This is a genomic window from Ruegeria marisflavi (assembly GCF_025673445.1).
GTDB classification, from domain to species: Bacteria; Pseudomonadota; Alphaproteobacteria; order Rhodobacterales; family Rhodobacteraceae; genus Ruegeria_B; species Ruegeria_B marisflavi.
The window spans coordinates 134570-149780 of the sequence record NZ_JAOVQN010000010.1 but is presented as its reverse complement, the minus strand read 5'-3'; the positions used below and the strand labels follow the sequence as shown (position 1 = coordinate 149780).

Sequence of the window (15211 nt, the reverse complement as noted above, 5' to 3'; positions counted from 1 at the left end):
GTGTCCTTGTCGTAGACGTTAAGTCGTGATCGTTTGTTGTAGCGGGCATCTAGGGGGTCGTTTAGAACCGCGCAAGTGCAGAAACTGCAAGGTCGGCATGCGTTTTCGACATAGGTCAAAATCACTGAAATACCTTTGAAACATTGGTGAAAATCGGCTTTCAAACATGTCGTTTTCTGCATTGCAGCATGTCGCTTTTGAGCGTGATGACGCAAACGAACCCCGAGGGGTCGAAAACGAGAGTGAGCGCAATTCCCTTGGATAATGTTCTTGTTTCGTGCTAGTTCGTGAGAAAAGTTTCAAAAAAGAGCAGAACAGGGCGGCAGCATGCGCATACTTGGCATCGATCCGGGGCTCAGGACATTGGGCTGGGGCGTGATCGAATCGAAGGGAAGCCGCCTGAGCCATGTTGCAAACGGGTTGTGCCGTTCCGACGGCGACGATCTGGGAGAGCGCCTGTTGTCGCTGCACAACCAGATTGTCGAGGTGATCGCCGAGTACCAGCCCGATCAGGCCGCCATCGAACAGACATTCGTTAACAAGGACGGTGCTGGTACGCTCAAGCTGGGCCAGGCGCGCGGAGTGGCATTGCTGACACTGGCGCAGGCCGGCCTGCCGGTGGGGGAATACGCACCGAACCGGGTCAAGAAAACGGTGGTCGGTGTCGGGCACGCCGAAAAGGAACAGATCATCCATATGGTCAAGCTGCAATTGCCGGGCTGCCTGCCCAAGGGCGCAGATGCGGCAGACGCGCTGGCCATCGCCATCTGTCACGCCTATTACGGCGGAGCGAAGGCATTGAGCCTGAGGGAGGTGCGCGCATGATCGGAAAGCTGACCGGGCGGCTGGACTATCGCGCGACCGATCATATCCTGATCGACGTGCGCGGTGTCGGGTATATTGTCTATTGCTCCGACAGGACCATGGCGGGTTTGCCGGGTGTGGGCGAGGTGGTCGCACTTTATACCGACATGGTGGTGCGCGAGGATCTGATGCAGCTCTACGGCTTTCCGTCGCTGGCGGAAAAGGAATGGCACCGGCTGTTGTGCTCGGTTCAGGGGGTGGGCGCCAAGGTGTCCTTGGCGATCCTGGGCGCGCTGGGGCCCGACGGGGTGAGCCGGGCGATTGCGCTGGGCGATTGGGCCTCGGTCAAATCGGCCAAGGGTGTGGGTCCAAAGACAGCGCAGCGCATCGTTCTCGACCTCAAGGATAAGGCGCCGGGCGTCATGGCCATGGGCGGCACGGTGACCCAGGCGATGGAGGGCGCAGTAGAGGTGATCGAGGCGCCAGAGCCGACCCGACCTGCCCGCCGGCAACCCGCTGCTGCGACCGGTGCCGCCGCCGCAACCGCGGGCGCATTGTCGGCGCTGGCAAACCTCGGCTATGGCCCGTCCGACGCGGCAGGCGCCGTCGCTCAGGCTGCGGCAGAGGCACCGGAGGCGGGAGAGGCGGCGCTGATCAAGGCGGCGCTGAAACTGCTGGCACCCAAGTCATGACATGCAGCCGAGCCAAAGGTGACCGATGATCGACGCTGACCCGACCCTGCGGCCCGAACCGCTGCCCGAGGACAACGACCGCGCGCTGCGTCCCCAGGCGCTGAGCGAGTTCATCGGCCAGGCCGAGGCGCGTGCGAACCTGCGCATCTTTATCCAGTCCGCCCGGCAACGGGGCGAGGCGATGGACCACACGTTGTTCCATGGACCTCCGGGTCTGGGCAAGACCACGCTGGCGCAGATCATGGCGCGCGAGCTGGGGGTGAATTTCCGCATGACATCGGGCCCCGTGCTGGCCAAGGCGGGCGATCTGGCGGCGATCCTGACCAATCTGGAATCACGCGACGTTTTGTTTATCGACGAGATTCACCGGCTGAACCCGGCGGTCGAAGAGGTTCTTTATCCCGCGATGGAAGATTTCGAACTGGATCTGGTGATCGGCGACGGGCCTGCCGCGCGCACGGTGCGGATCGAGTTGCAGCCCTTTACCCTGGTCGGGGCAACCACGCGGATGGGGCTGTTGACGACCCCTTTGCGCGACCGGTTCGGCATTCCGACCCGGCTGCTATTCTACACGGTCGACGAACTTTTCGAGATTGTCACCCGCAATGCCCGCAAGCTGGGCGCGCCTGCCGACGAGGCGGGCGCGCGCGAGATCGCGCGACGCGCACGCGGCACCCCGCGGATCGCCGGGCGGTTGCTACGCCGGGTCGTCGACTTCGCCGTGGTCGAAGGCGACGGGCGCATCACCCGCGAACTGGCCGATCACGCGCTGACCCGGCTGGGGGTGGATCAATTGGGCCTCGACGGCGCCGATCGGCGCTATCTGCGGCTTATCGCCGAAAATTACGGCGGCGGGCCGGTGGGGATCGAGACCCTGTCGGCGGCGCTGAGCGAGAGCCGGGATTCGCTGGAAGAGGTGATCGAGCCCTATCTGCTGCAACAGGGGCTGATCCAGCGCACGCCGCGCGGGCGCATGCTGGCGCAAAAGGCGTGGACCCATCTGGGAATTGCGGCACCTTCCGCACCGGGGCAGGCAGAGCTATTCTGAACCGGCGCCAGAAAATGGCGCGGTCTTGGGGAAGGGAACGAATGACCACGCCGGACTTTACCGCGCTTTGGCCGACTCATCTTATGCGGATCCGCTTGCCGGGGGCAGATCAGGCCAACCCGATCCTTGCCCAGCTGATCGAGCAGATGGATGCCGAGCACGACCAGATGACCACCGACTACCTGTCGGGTGATCTCTTCGCACATCCGCATCCGGCGCTGGGCTGGCTCAAGTCCTGTATCGAGCGGGCGGTTCTGGATTATGCGCGCGGCACCGGCATCGACTATCCGCTGGATTTCCGGGTGCAGGCCTGACCCAACGTGAACCGGTTCGGCGACTATCACGACCTGCACAACCACCCGCATTCCTGGCTGTCGGGCACCTATTATGTACGGGTCCCGCAAGGCGAGGACGCACCGCCGGGACGCAGCGACCGAACCCCCAACGCGATCAGTTTTTTCGACCCGCGCCCGCAGGCCAACATGCTGGCGATCAAGGGCGACCCGCAGGTCGATCCCGAACACCGGATCCTGCCGCAGGGGGGCGAAATGCTGATCTGGCCTGCCTTTCTGCATCACATGGTGCATGTAAACCTCAGCCACGAGGCACGGATATCGATTTCGTTCAACATCGTGTTGCTCTGGCGAGACGAGTACCTTCCATAACCCGGGCGGATCGGGTAGGCGGGGCACATGGACCATACCGAGATTACACGACATTTCACCCGCTCTGACGGCACCTTCCTGTTTGCGCGCTGGGGGCGTCCGATCGTGCCCATCGTGTTCGGTGTCGAGGATCAGACCCTGTCGGTGATCAAGGGCGCGTTCGAGGCTGTTGTCGCCCTAACCGGGCACAAGATGGCCGAGACCGATCCCGAGCTTGGTGCCAATTGCATGGTCTTCTTCTTTCGCGAGTGGGAGGAGTTGCTGGCCGTTCCCGATCTGGACCGGCTGATCCCCGATCTGGGGTCGCTGGTCGAGCGGCTGGTTGCGGCGGGCGCCAATCAGTACCGGGCCTTCCGCTTTGACAAGGACGGGACGATCAAGGCGGCGTTCGTCTTTTTGCGGATGGACCGGGAGATGTCGGAACAACCGGCCGAGACCCTTGCGCTGACCCAGGTTGTGCAGGTGATGCTGGCGTGGTCGGACCAGGCGTTTTCCACCCGCTCACCGCTGGCGCTGGCAGGTGACGCAACGATCCTCAGGCCCGAGATTGCCGGGCTGATCCGGGCTGCCTATGATCCGGTACTGCCGGGAGCGGCGCGGGACGCTTCCCATGCGCTTCGCCTGTTTGCCCGCATGGAGCGCGCGCAATGAGCCATATCTTTCACGTCAGGGTCTATTACGAAGACACGGACATGGGTGGCATCGTCTATCACGCCAATTACCTGCGGTATATCGAGCGGGCCCGGTCGGATTGGGTGCGCAAGTTGGGCAACGACCAGAATGCGATGCGCGATGCGGGCCTTGTCTGGGTCGTGCGTCGGATCGAAGCCGACTATCTGGCGCCGGCGAAGTTCGAGGACGAGCTGGTGATCGAGACCGATGTCGTGTCGCTGTCCGGCGCGCGGCTGACCATGTCGCAACTGGTCCGGCGCGGCGAGACCGAGGTGTTTCGCGCTACAGTGACCGCCGTCTGCATGAATGCCGAAGGCCGCCCGGTGCGGCTTCCGGCGGAGATTCGCGCATTGATGTAACATTTCGCGGCGCCACATCTGTTCTGTTGGAAATCGCCAAGAATCTGCTATAGCCTGCCGCGAAACAAGGCCAAAAAAGCGGCCGAACGGCAGAAATGAGCAGGTTCATGGAAACGGAAGCCCTGGCGCTGGCGCAGGAAATCGATTTCTCGATGTGGGGTCTCTTTGCCCGCGCGACACTTACCGTCAAGCTGGTGATGCTGTTGCTGATGGTCAGTTCGTTCTGGGCCTGGTCGATCATCATCCAGAAACACATCTCGTACCGCGCCGCCCGGCGCGAGGCGGACACGTTCGATCGCGCCTTTTGGTCCGGGGAGCCTTTGGACGAGCTCTTTGAACAGATCGGCACGCAGCCTTCGGGGCGCTCGGAGAAGATATTTGCCGCAGGCATGATCGAATGGCGGCGCTCGCACCGCAACGACGGGGGGCTGATCGCCGGGGCGCAATCGCGCATCGACCGCTCGATGGATGTGGCCATTGCCAAGGAGGCCGAGGATCTTCAACGCGGCCTGCCGGTGCTGGCGACCGTGGGGTCGACGGCACCTTTCGTGGGCCTGTTCGGCACGGTCTGGGGCATCATGCATGCCTTTATCCAGATCGCAGAACAGCAGAACACCAATCTGGCAGTTGTGGCGCCCGGTATCGCCGAGGCGCTGCTTGCGACCGGGTTGGGCCTGTTGGCAGCCATTCCAGCGGTGATCTTCTACAACAAGCTCAGCGCGGACAGCGACAGGATCCTCGCGGGCTACGAAGCGTTTGCCGACGAGTTTGCCACCATCCTCTCGCGCCAGCTGGATAGCTGAGCCATGGGCGCTGCGGTTCAACAATCGGATGCGGGCGGCGGGCGTCGCCGCGGGCGGCGGCGTGGCCGGGCCCGGCCGATGTCCGAGATCAACGTTACGCCTTTTGTGGACGTCATGCTGGTGCTGCTGATCATCTTCATGGTGGCCGCGCCGTTGATGACGGTGGGCGTGCCTGTGGAGCTGCCCAAGACCGCCGCCGGCGCGCTGCCGTCTGATGACGAGGAACCGCTGACCGTGACCATCACCGCCGAAGGTGAAGTGCAGATTCAGACAACACCAGTGGCACGGGACGAATTCATCGCGCGCCTGCGCGCGATCGCGGCCGAGCGCACCAGCGACCGGGTCTATCTGCGGGCGGATGGGAACATTCCCTATGCGCAGGTCATGCAGGTGATGGGCGCATTGAACGCGGGTGGGTTTTCCAATGTGGGGCTTGTCACGGATACCGGCGGCCCCCGCCTTGACGGCAGCGGAGAGTGAGGCAGCGGGTTGCAGACCGGCACCAAGATCTCTGGTATTGCCCATGTCACTCTGGTTGCATGGGCCTTTCTGGGCGGTGCCTTCCGCTCGGAACCGTTGCCCTTTGAGATTCAGGAAGTCTCGGTGATTTCGGCTGAGGAATTCGCCGCGCTCAGTGCGCCGCGCGAGGAGCCTGAGATCATCCAGAACCCGGCGGAACCCGCCCAACCCGTGGCACCGACGGAACAAGCCGTACCGGTCGAACCCGTACAAGAGCCTGAGCCGGTGGAAACCCGTCCCGAACCCGAGCCGGTCCCCGCGCCCGAACCGGAGCCAGTCCCCGAGGCCGTTGCCCCCACGCCGGAACCCGCGCAACCCGCCGAGGCTCCAAGCCTGGAGCAACCGGAGCCCGAGACAGTTTTGCTGCCGGAGCCACCCGGTAAACGGCCCAAACCGCGCCCGGTCGAGCGCGTCGCCCCCGAGCCGGTGGCACCGCCGCCGCCCGATGCCCGGCCCGATCCGGTGGAAACCCCGCCGGTCAGTGCCGAGCAGGGGGCCGAAGCGCCTCAACCGGAACAGCAGGCCACCGCGCCCGAGGAAGCGACGGACCGGATCACGCCTGAGGCAGAGCCGACCACCGAAGTCGCGCCGTCGCGGTCGCCACGGCCCAAGACGCGGCCGCAACCTACCCAGACCGCCGCGGCGAAACCGGAAACCAAACCTGCTGCCGCGCCCGCAGCGAAGCCTGTGGAAAAACCGGCAGAAAAACCGGCTCCGACCCCGAACGCCGCGGTGAACGCGGCGCTGGCCGAAGCTTTGGCCGAGGCCTCCGAACCGGCAGCGGCACCGGCCCCCAGCGGGCCGCCGCTGACCAGCGGTGAAAAAGACGCGCTGCGCGTGGCGGTGTCCGAGTGCTGGAACGTCGGGTCACTTTCCACCGAGGCCCTGAACACTACCGTTGTGGTGTCGGTGCGCATGAACGCCGATGGAACGCCGGATACCGGGACGATCCGGATGATCGAAAGCTCGGGCGGATCGTCAGGTGCGGCGAAACAGGCCTATGAGGCTGCCCGCCGTGCTATTATCCGGTGCGGGGCCAAAGGCTATGAACTTCCCAGTGAAAAATACGATCACTGGCGCGATATCGAAATGACATTCAATCCCGAGAGGATGCGGATCAAATGATGAGATTTCTGACCAGCCTGCTTGTCGGCGCTACATTGCTTGCCGCGCCGGTGTATGCGCAGAACCAGCCGCTCAGGATAACCATTGACGAGGGAATCATCGAACCCTTGCCATTGGCGGTTCCCAATTTTGTGCCTGACGGTGTCGCGGCGACCGAATACGCCACCCAGATCGCCCGGGTCGTGGCGGCAGACCTGACCGGCAGCGGATTGTTCCGGGAAATTCCATCGAGCGCCTATATCAGCCAGGTCACCAGCTTTGATGCGCCGGTTCAGTTTGCCGACTGGAAAGCCATCAATGCGCAGGCGCTGGTCACCGGCAGTGTCAGCCTGTCCGGGGATCGGTTGACGGTTCGGTTCCGGCTGTGGGACGTGTTCGCGGGAACGGAACTGGGCAGCGGTCTGCAATTTGCGGGGACCACCGACGGATGGCGCCGGATGGCGCACAAGGTTGCGGATGCGGTTTACAGCCGGATCACCGGCGAGGGCGGCTATTTCGACAGCCGAGTCGTGTTCGTGTCCGAAAGCGGCCCCAAGGATCAGCGCCGCAAGCGGCTGGCAATCATGGATTATGACGGCGCAAATGTGCAGTATTTGACCGACAGTTCCTCTATCGTGCTGGCGCCACGCTTCTCTCCGACCGGGGACCGGGTGCTCTACACCAGCTATCAGGGCGGTTTTCCGCGCATCCATATCCTCGACGTAGGCCGGGTGGAGCAGCGGGTGTTGCAAAGCCAGGAAGGTACTATGAGTTTTGCGCCGCGCTTCTCGCCCGACGGGCAGACGGTGCTGTTCTCACTGGCGCAGGGCGGAAATACCGACCTTTACACCATGAACATCGCCAGCGGGCAAAGCGCGCGCCTAACCAGCGCACCGTCGATAGAGACCGCGCCCAGCTATTCACCCGACGGCAGCCGTATTGTGTTTGAAAGCGACCGTTCGGGCACGCCACAGCTTTACATCATGTCGGCATCAGGCGGCGAAGCGCAGCGGATCAGCTTTGGTCAGGGCCGCTATGGCACCCCGGTCTGGTCGCCGCGCGGTGATCTGATCGCCTTTACCAAGCAGAACAAGGGGCGGTTCCACATTGGGGTCATGCGCACCGACGGCAGCGAAGAACGCCTGTTGACCGCGTCCTTCCTGGACGAAGGTCCGACCTGGTCGCCGAACGGGCGCGTCATCATGTTCACCCGCGAAACGCAGGGTGCGGATGGGCGTGCCTCGCTCTACTCGGTAGATATCTCTGGTCGCAACCTGCGCCCGGTCCGGACTCCGGACGGCGGCAGCGACCCGACATGGTCGCCGCTTCTGCAATAATACCCGGTTTTCCCCACCTGCACCCGCGTTCACATGGGGCAGGGGGTGTGGTATGAAAGCCTTAACAACAAGGACACATGAGGCACTTGGAATGAACTTATTGAGCAAGCTTGCAGCCGCGGCCGCCCTGGTGGCTCTGGCGGCCTGCACCAACCCCGACAGCCTTGGCGGCGACGATGCGGTCAATCTGAACAATGGTGTCGGTGGAACCGGCCTGGCCAGTGACCCGACTTCGCCGGCCTATTTCCAGCAGGCCATCGGCGACCGGGTCTTGTTTGCGGTGGACCAATCCACACTGAGCGACGAGGCGCAATCGATCCTGTCGGCACAGGCGCAATGGCTGCTGACCAACACGGATTACACCGCCACAATCGAAGGCCATGCCGACGAGCAGGGCACGCGCGAGTACAACCTGGCGCTGGGTGCGCGCCGGGCAAATGCCGCACGCGAATTCCTGGTTTCGCGCGGGGTTTCCGGGGCACGCCTGAAAACCGTCAGCTATGGAAAGGAACGTCCAATCGAGATTTGCAGCGACGAGGGTTGTTATGCCAAGAACCGCCGCGCGGTGACGGTTCTGACTGCCGGATTGACAGGGTGACCCAATGAGACTGGCGGCGTTGGCATTCGGGCTCTCGCTTGTTCTGACGGGACAGGCACCGGCACAGGAACAGCAGACACTGGCGGATATCCGCCAGGAGCTGACGGTTCTGCATGTCGAAATTCAGCGGCTGAAACGTGAATTCTCGACGACCGGGGCGCCAACGCCCAACCTGTCTGGCAACACTGTCCTGGAACGCGTTGATGCGATCGAGACTGAATTGCAGCGCCTGACCGGCCTGACCGAGCAACTTAATGCACGAATCGACCGCATCGTATCCGATGGCACCAACAGGGTCGGTGATCTAGAGTTCCGGTTGTGCGAACTCGAAACCAATTGCGATATCGGAAAATTGTCCGAAACATCGACTTTGGGTGGGACCGCACCCTCGGTTTCGGCGCCAACGCCGTCTTCGCCACAAACTCAGACCGAGCTTGCCGTAGGTGAACAAGCCGAGTTCGAGGCGGCGAGACAGGCTTTCGAAGCGGGGGATTATCGCACGGCGTCCGACCTTTTGAACAAGTTCGACCAGTCCTATCCCGGTAGCCCGCTGGCGGCAGAGGCGAGTTTGACGCGCGGCAAGGCACTTGAAGCCCTGGGTGACACCAGAGAAGCAGCGCGGGCATACCTCGCCAGTTTCACTGGTGACAGCACGGGTCCCGTTGCTGCCGAGGCGCTTCTTAAGTTGGGCTCCTCGCTGGGCAAGCTCGGCCAGACCAGCCAGGCCTGTGTGACGCTTGGAGAGGTGTCAGTGCGGTTCCCAAATGCGGCAGCAGTCGCAGATGCGGGACGCGAAATGTCTTCTCTGGGTTGCTCTTGACGAATACCGGGGCAGAGCTTCTTTCGGTCCTCAGGGCACAGTTTCCTGCCCAGCCGCCAAAACGGCTGGGCATTGCCGTATCCGGCGGTGGGGATTCGGTGGCCCTGTTGCATCTGGCCAGACGATGCTTTGCAGATGAAGATGTGGAGCTGTTCGCCGCAACGGTTGACCATGGCCTACGCCCAGAAGCCGCCGACGAGGCGCAATGGGTGAAGCGGCTGGCGACAGATTTGGGAATCGTCCATGAGACGCTGACCTGGCGGGGATGGGACGGAAACGGCAACCTGCAAGATCACGCGCGCAGAGCGCGTTATGAATTGCTGACCCAATGGGCGCAACGCAACCAGATCGTGACCCTTGCGCTGGCCCACACTGCAGATGACCAGGCCGAAACCCTGTTGATGCGGCTTTGTCGCGCTGCGGGGGTTTCCGGACTTTCGGCCATGCCGAGCCGGCGGATGCAGGATGGCGTGGTGCTGGTCCGGCCACTTCTGAGCGTCACCCGCGAGACGCTTCGGAACTTTCTAAACGCGGAGAAACTGAACTGGTGTGAAGACCCTTCGAACATGGACACCCGGTACGAGCGCATCCGGGTTCGCAAGGTCCTCGATTCGCTGCGCCCGCTTGGTCTGGATGCCAGAGTCCTGACCGAAGTCGCCGGAAACATGGCGCGGGCACGCGAGGCGCTGGATTGGTACACTTTCCTTGCCGCGAAGGATCTGGCCCTGATCGATGCAGGCGATGTGCTGCTGGATTTGCGCGGGTTCCGCACTCTGCCGGAAGAAATTGCCCGCCGGTTGCTGCTGCACGTGGTCGGCTGGATCAGCGGCGATCGGTACCCGCCCCGGCGGGCGGCGGTGGCCGAGGCCATGGCGGCGATCCGTCACGAGCGCTCTGCTCAATTGGGAGGCTGCCTGATCCTGAATCAGGGCAGACGAGCGCGGATTTGCCGCGAATACAAGGCGGTCGAAGACTTGCAGGTTCAGTTGGGCGAGCTTTGGGATGGCCGTTGGGTGTTGTCCGGGGCGGTACTGCCGGAGGCAGAGATCAGACCACTGGGGCCACAAGGGTTGTCCCAATGTCCGAACTGGCGCGAAACCGGTCGTCCACATGCGGCATTGCAGTCAACACCGGCAATCTGGCAGGGCGAAAGCCTGATCGCCGCGCCATTGGCCGGAGAATCAAGGGGATGGGCGGCTCGGTTGAAGAGTGGGGAAGAAGACTTCTATGCTTCCCTTTTATCGCATTGAACCTCGCCCGATCATCTCTATTTTAAGGGTCAAGCTGGCCGTACCTCCGTGCGGCTGGAAAGTATTGGGAGAATGTCCTTGGGCAACGCACGCAACATCGCCTTCTGGGTCGTCCTGTTTCTGTTGATCCTCGCCTTGTTCAACCTGTTCAGCGGGTCGGGCGGAACACTTCAGAGCCAGGAGAAGACCTATTCCGAATTCGTCAGTGCCGTGGATGCGGGCAATGTGACCAAGGTGACGCTGGATGGCGAGCAGATCAGGTATCGTACTGCTGATGGTCGCGACTATGTCACCATCAAACCGGGCGATGCCGAGGTAACGACCCTACTAATCAACAAGGACATTCCAGTCCGCGCCGAGAAACAGCAGCAGTCGGGGTTTCAGTCCTTTCTGATCACGCTGCTGCCCTTCCTGTTGCTGATCGGCGTCTGGGTCTATTTCATGAACCGGATGCAGGGCGGTGGGCGCGGCGGTGCCATGGGCTTTGGCAAGTCACGCGCCAAGCTCTTGACTGAGAAGCATGGCCGCGTGACCTTTGACGATGTCGCAGGTATCGACGAGGCCAAGGAAGAGTTGGAAGAGATCGTCGAGTTCCTGCGCAACCCGCAGAAATTCTCGCGTCTCGGTGGCAAGATCCCCAAGGGCGCGCTGCTGGTGGGCCCTCCGGGTACCGGCAAGACGCTGCTGGCGCGCGCGATTGCGGGGGAGGCGGGTGTGCCCTTCTTCACCATCTCCGGTTCAGACTTCGTCGAGATGTTTGTGGGTGTCGGTGCCTCCCGCGTGCGCGACATGTTCGAACAAGCCAAGAAGAACGCGCCCTGCATCGTCTTCATTGACGAAATCGACGCCGTTGGCCGCCATCGTGGCGCCGGTTACGGCGGTGGCAATGACGAGCGCGAGCAGACCCTGAACCAGCTCTTGGTCGAGATGGACGGGTTCGAGGCCAATGAGGGTGTCATTATCCTGGCTGCCACCAACCGTAAGGACGTGCTGGACCCCGCGCTGTTGCGTCCGGGCCGGTTTGACCGCCAGGTCACCGTCGGTAATCCCGATATCAAGGGCCGCGAAAAGATCCTTGGCGTACATGCGCGCAAGACCCCTCTGGGCCCTGATGTCGATCTGCGCATTATCGCGCGTGGCACGCCGGGCTTTTCGGGGGCCGATCTGGCCAACCTTGTGAACGAGGCGGCGCTAATGGCTGCCCGTGTGGGTCGGCGTTTCGTGACCATGGAGGATTTCGAGAACGCCAAGGATAAGGTCATAATGGGGGCCGAGCGCCGCTCGATGGTGCTGACTCAGGACCAGAAGGAAAAGACCGCCTATCACGAGGCCGGTCACGCGGTGGTGGGCCTTGCCCTGCCGATGTGCGACCCGGTCTACAAGGCCACGATCATCCCGCGCGGCGGCGCGCTGGGCATGGTGGTCAGCCTGCCTGAGATGGACCGGCTGAACTGGCATCGCGACGAATGCCAGCAAAAACTGGCGATGACTATGGCGGGCAAGGCCGCAGAGATCCTCAAATACGGCGAAGATCACGTGTCCAACGGCCCGGCGGGCGATATCCAACAGGCCAGCCAACTGGCGCGCGCCATGGTGATGCGCTGGGGCATGTCCGACAAGGTCGGCAATATCGACTATGCCGAAGCGCATGAGGGATATTCGGGCAATACCGCTGGCTTCTCGGTCTCGGCCCATACCAAGGAACTGATCGAGGAAGAGGTCAAGCGCTTCATCCAGCAGGGCTATGATCAGGCGCACGCGATCCTGACCGAGCGTCATGATGAATGGGAACGCCTGGCCCAGGGTCTTCTGGAATACGAAACGCTGACCGGGGACGAAATCAAACGCGTCATGCGGGGTGAGCCGCCCACTGCCGGGGACGACGATGACGGCAACACGGACAAGGGCAACGCCGCCAGCGTGACTGCGATCCCCAAGACCAAGCCGAAACACGCGCCGCGCGGGGGGATGGAACCCGAACCAACGGCCTGATATCAGGCGACAGGAAAAGCCCGGCACATGCCGGGCTTTTCTTTTCGAACGGGGGCAACTTCTGTCAGAACCGGCGGACAAACGCGCAGGGAGACAGGGCCGGATGCCGGTATTGAAAGACAGTGGGTTTTCGGGGCGGATCGAATGGCTGGGCCATGTTCCGGCGGGCTCAAGCCTCCGAGCCATGGCAGTCGAGGAGCTTGCTCTCGGATTTGATGGCATCGACGGAGGTCGTCATGCGGGAACCAATCGCGGGTCCTGCACCCGGGTGCGAAACCTCTACCCACGAGGCACCGAGATACGGAACGTCAGGCAACTCGCTGTGCTGGCGGCAGAAGAGCTGGAGGTGATCTCGGCCGAGATGGGGTTGCCTCTACTTGATCCCGCGCTGCTGGGCGACAATGTGGTTCTGCGCGGCATACCTGATTTTACCCATGTGCCACCGTCGTCGAGGCTTCAGTCCGCGACCGGTACTACCCTGACCATCGACATGGAAAACCGACCATGCGTTCTGCCCGGACGCGAGATCGAGGTCGAAGACCCCGGACATGGCGCCGCCTTCAAACCGGCCGCAGAGGGGCGGCGAGGGATCACGGCTTGGGTCGAAAGGCCAGGTAAACTGGCCATTGGGGATCAACTGACCCTGTTCGTCCCCGATCAGCGCGCTTGGCGCCCCTGACGGCCCCGAGTTTCCGATCTGCGCCCGGCGAAATCGGGTCGCGACGTTTCACGTCGCGAAAATGTCGGAATCCACATCATGCCGAGCGATTTGCGACGTTACTCCTGTGCCCAAGACCGGCGCGTGCGCGTCGGTACACCGGAACACCAAGCAGGGATTGCACCCATGGCCTATAAATCCGACATCGAAATCGCCCGCGAGGCAAACAAGAAACCGATCCTGGAGATCGGTGCAAAGCTGGGTATCGCCAGCGAGGATCTGCTGCCCTATGGCCATGACAAGGCGAAGGTCAGCCAGAACTTCATCAACTCGGTACAGGACCGCGAGAACGGTAAATTGATCCTGGTGACCGCGATCAACCCGACCCCGGCAGGCGAGGGCAAGACCACCACCACCGTGGGTCTGGGCGATGGTCTGAACCGTATCGGGAAAAAGGCGATGATCTGTATTCGCGAAGCCTCTCTCGGGCCGAACTTCGGCATGAAGGGCGGGGCAGCCGGTGGCGGCTATGCGCAGATCGTTCCGATGGAAGAGATGAACCTGCACTTCACCGGCGACTTCCACGCAATCACCAGCGCCCATTCGCTGCTGTCGGCGATGATCGACAACCACATCTATTGGGGCAACGAGCAGGATATCGACACCCGCCGTGTGGCGTGGCGCCGTGTTGTCGACATGAACGACCGCGCGCTGCGTCAGATCACCTGCTCGCTGGGCGGCGTGTCGAACGGTTTCCCGCGCGAAGCAGGCTTTGACATCACCGTGGCCTCGGAAGTGATGGCGATCCTGTGTCTGGCCAATGACCTGAAAGACCTTGAAAAGCGCCTGGGTGACATCATCGTCGCCTATCGCCGCGACAAGACCCCGGTCTATTGCCGCGACATCAAGGCCGAAGGCGCGATGACCGTTCTCTTGAAAGACGCGATGCAGCCGAACCTGGTGCAGACGCTGGAGAACAACCCGGCCTTTGTGCATGGTGGCCCCTTTGCCAACATCGCGCATGGCTGCAACTCGGTCATCGCCACCAAGACCGCGCTCAAGGTTGCCGATTACGTGGTCACCGAAGCAGGCTTTGGCGCTGACCTGGGTGCCGAGAAGTTCATGAACATCAAGTGCCGCAAGGCGGGCATCGCCCCGTCGGCCGTGGTGATCGTCGCCACCGTGCGCGCGATGAAGATGAACGGCGGCGTCGCCAAAGCCGATCTGGGCGCCGAGAACACCGAAGCGGTCAAGAAGGGCTGTGCCAACCTGGGTCGCCACATCGAGAACGTGAAGTCCTTTGGCGTGCCGGTGGTCGTGGCGATCAACCATTTTGTCACCGACACCGAGGCTGAAATCCAGGCGGTCAAGGATTACTGCACCGCGCATGGCGTCGAGGCAGTGTTGTCGCGCCATTGGGAACTGGGCTCGGAAGGATCTGAAGAGCTGGCGCGCAAGGTAGTGGCCTTGGCCGACTCGGGTGTCGCGCATTTCGCGCCGATCTATCCCGATGAAATGCCGCTGTTCGAAAAGATCGAAACCATCGCCAAGCGCATTTATCGTGCCGATGAGGTTCTGGCCGACTCGAAGATCCGCGGTCAGTTGAAGGAATGGGAAGAGGCCGGATACGGCAACCTGCCGGTCTGCATGGCCAAGACCCAGTACAGCTTCACCACCGATCCGAACCGCCGTGGTGCCCCCACCGGCCACTCGGTTCCGGTGCGCGAGGTTCGGCTGAGCGCCGGTGCCGGATTTATCGTGGTGGTCTGCGGCGAGATCATGACCATGCCGGGTCTGCCCCGGAAGCCTGCCGCCGAAACCATCCGTCTGAATGACGCAGGGCAGATCGAGGGCTTGTTCTAAGCCGTCAAATACGTCAACTCGTGGCCC

Annotated in this window: 17 protein-coding genes; all 17 read left to right on the top strand. The window is 62.5% G+C overall.

Features of this window, described 5'->3' with window-relative positions; all coding sequences use genetic code 11:
- Window positions 1–327: 327 nt before the first annotated feature.
- The 17 genes from ruvC to OEZ49_RS11550 all read left to right on the top strand — a co-directional run bounded on the left by ruvC (window position 328) and on the right by OEZ49_RS11550 (window position 15184).
- Window positions 328–825 (top strand): crossover junction endodeoxyribonuclease RuvC, encoded by a 498-nt coding sequence (gene ruvC / locus OEZ49_RS11630; protein ID WP_263388459.1) that lies wholly within the window; start codon window positions 328–330, stop codon window positions 823–825.
- A complete protein-coding gene (gene ruvA, locus OEZ49_RS11625; protein WP_263388458.1) occupies window positions 822–1496 on the top strand; it encodes a Holliday junction branch migration protein RuvA in 675 nt (224 codons plus the stop codon). The genes ruvC and ruvA overlap by 4 nt, the downstream gene beginning before the upstream one ends.
- 25 nt (window positions 1497–1521) lie before the next feature.
- Window positions 1522–2544 (top strand): Holliday junction branch migration DNA helicase RuvB, encoded by a 1023-nt coding sequence (ruvB, locus tag OEZ49_RS11620; RefSeq protein WP_164128884.1) that lies wholly within the window; start codon window positions 1522–1524, stop codon window positions 2542–2544.
- A gap of 41 nt (window positions 2545–2585) precedes the next feature.
- A complete protein-coding gene (locus OEZ49_RS11615; RefSeq protein ID WP_263388457.1) occupies window positions 2586–2858 on the top strand; it encodes a hypothetical protein in 273 nt (90 codons plus the stop codon).
- 6 nt (window positions 2859–2864) lie between these two features.
- Complete coding sequence (locus OEZ49_RS11610; RefSeq protein WP_263388456.1) at window positions 2865–3209, top strand: 2OG-Fe(II) oxygenase family protein; 345 nt, start codon at window positions 2865–2867, stop codon at window positions 3207–3209.
- Window positions 3210–3236: 27 nt separating this feature from the next.
- Window positions 3237–3860, top strand: a complete 624-nt coding sequence (locus OEZ49_RS11605) for a hypothetical protein (RefSeq protein ID WP_164128882.1) — start codon at window positions 3237–3239, stop codon at window positions 3858–3860.
- Window positions 3857–4240, top strand: coding sequence for a tol-pal system-associated acyl-CoA thioesterase (ybgC, locus tag OEZ49_RS11600; RefSeq protein ID WP_263388455.1), 384 nt, complete (start codon window positions 3857–3859; stop codon window positions 4238–4240). The genes OEZ49_RS11605 and ybgC overlap by 4 nt, the downstream gene beginning before the upstream one ends.
- Before the next feature lie 107 nt (window positions 4241–4347).
- Window positions 4348–5043, top strand: coding sequence for a protein TolQ (gene tolQ, locus OEZ49_RS11595; protein WP_263388454.1), 696 nt, complete (start codon window positions 4348–4350; stop codon window positions 5041–5043).
- Between the two features lie 3 nt (window positions 5044–5046).
- On the top strand, window positions 5047–5523 hold the full coding sequence (gene tolR, locus OEZ49_RS11590; protein ID WP_093030886.1) for a protein TolR: 477 nt from the start codon (window positions 5047–5049) through the stop codon (window positions 5521–5523).
- 9 nt (window positions 5524–5532) lie between these two features.
- Window positions 5533–6687, top strand: coding sequence for an energy transducer TonB (locus OEZ49_RS11585; RefSeq protein ID WP_263388453.1), 1155 nt, complete (start codon window positions 5533–5535; stop codon window positions 6685–6687).
- Complete coding sequence (gene tolB, locus OEZ49_RS11580; protein ID WP_263388452.1) at window positions 6684–8003, top strand: Tol-Pal system beta propeller repeat protein TolB; 1320 nt, start codon at window positions 6684–6686, stop codon at window positions 8001–8003. Before OEZ49_RS11585 ends, tolB begins: the two co-directional genes overlap by 4 nt.
- A gap of 91 nt (window positions 8004–8094) precedes the next feature.
- Entirely contained in the window at window positions 8095–8601 is a 507-nt protein-coding gene (gene pal / locus OEZ49_RS11575; protein WP_263388451.1) for a peptidoglycan-associated lipoprotein Pal, read from the top strand.
- 4 nt (window positions 8602–8605) lie between these two features.
- Entirely contained in the window at window positions 8606–9421 is an 816-nt protein-coding gene (gene ybgF / locus OEZ49_RS11570) for a tol-pal system protein YbgF (RefSeq protein WP_263388450.1), read from the top strand.
- On the top strand, window positions 9418–10671 hold the full coding sequence (tilS, locus tag OEZ49_RS11565; RefSeq protein WP_317853168.1) for a tRNA lysidine(34) synthetase TilS: 1254 nt from the start codon (window positions 9418–9420) through the stop codon (window positions 10669–10671). The genes ybgF and tilS overlap by 4 nt, the downstream gene beginning before the upstream one ends.
- Window positions 10672–10749: 78 nt before the next feature.
- Complete coding sequence (gene ftsH / locus OEZ49_RS11560; RefSeq protein ID WP_263388448.1) at window positions 10750–12663, top strand: ATP-dependent zinc metalloprotease FtsH; 1914 nt, start codon at window positions 10750–10752, stop codon at window positions 12661–12663.
- 103 nt (window positions 12664–12766) lie between these two features.
- A complete protein-coding gene (locus tag OEZ49_RS11555) occupies window positions 12767–13342 on the top strand; it encodes an MOSC domain-containing protein (protein WP_263388447.1) in 576 nt (191 codons plus the stop codon).
- A 165-nt stretch (window positions 13343–13507) separates the two neighbouring features.
- Window positions 13508–15184, top strand: coding sequence for a formate--tetrahydrofolate ligase (locus OEZ49_RS11550; RefSeq protein WP_263388446.1), 1677 nt, complete (start codon window positions 13508–13510; stop codon window positions 15182–15184).
- Window positions 15185–15211 lie beyond the last annotated feature (27 nt).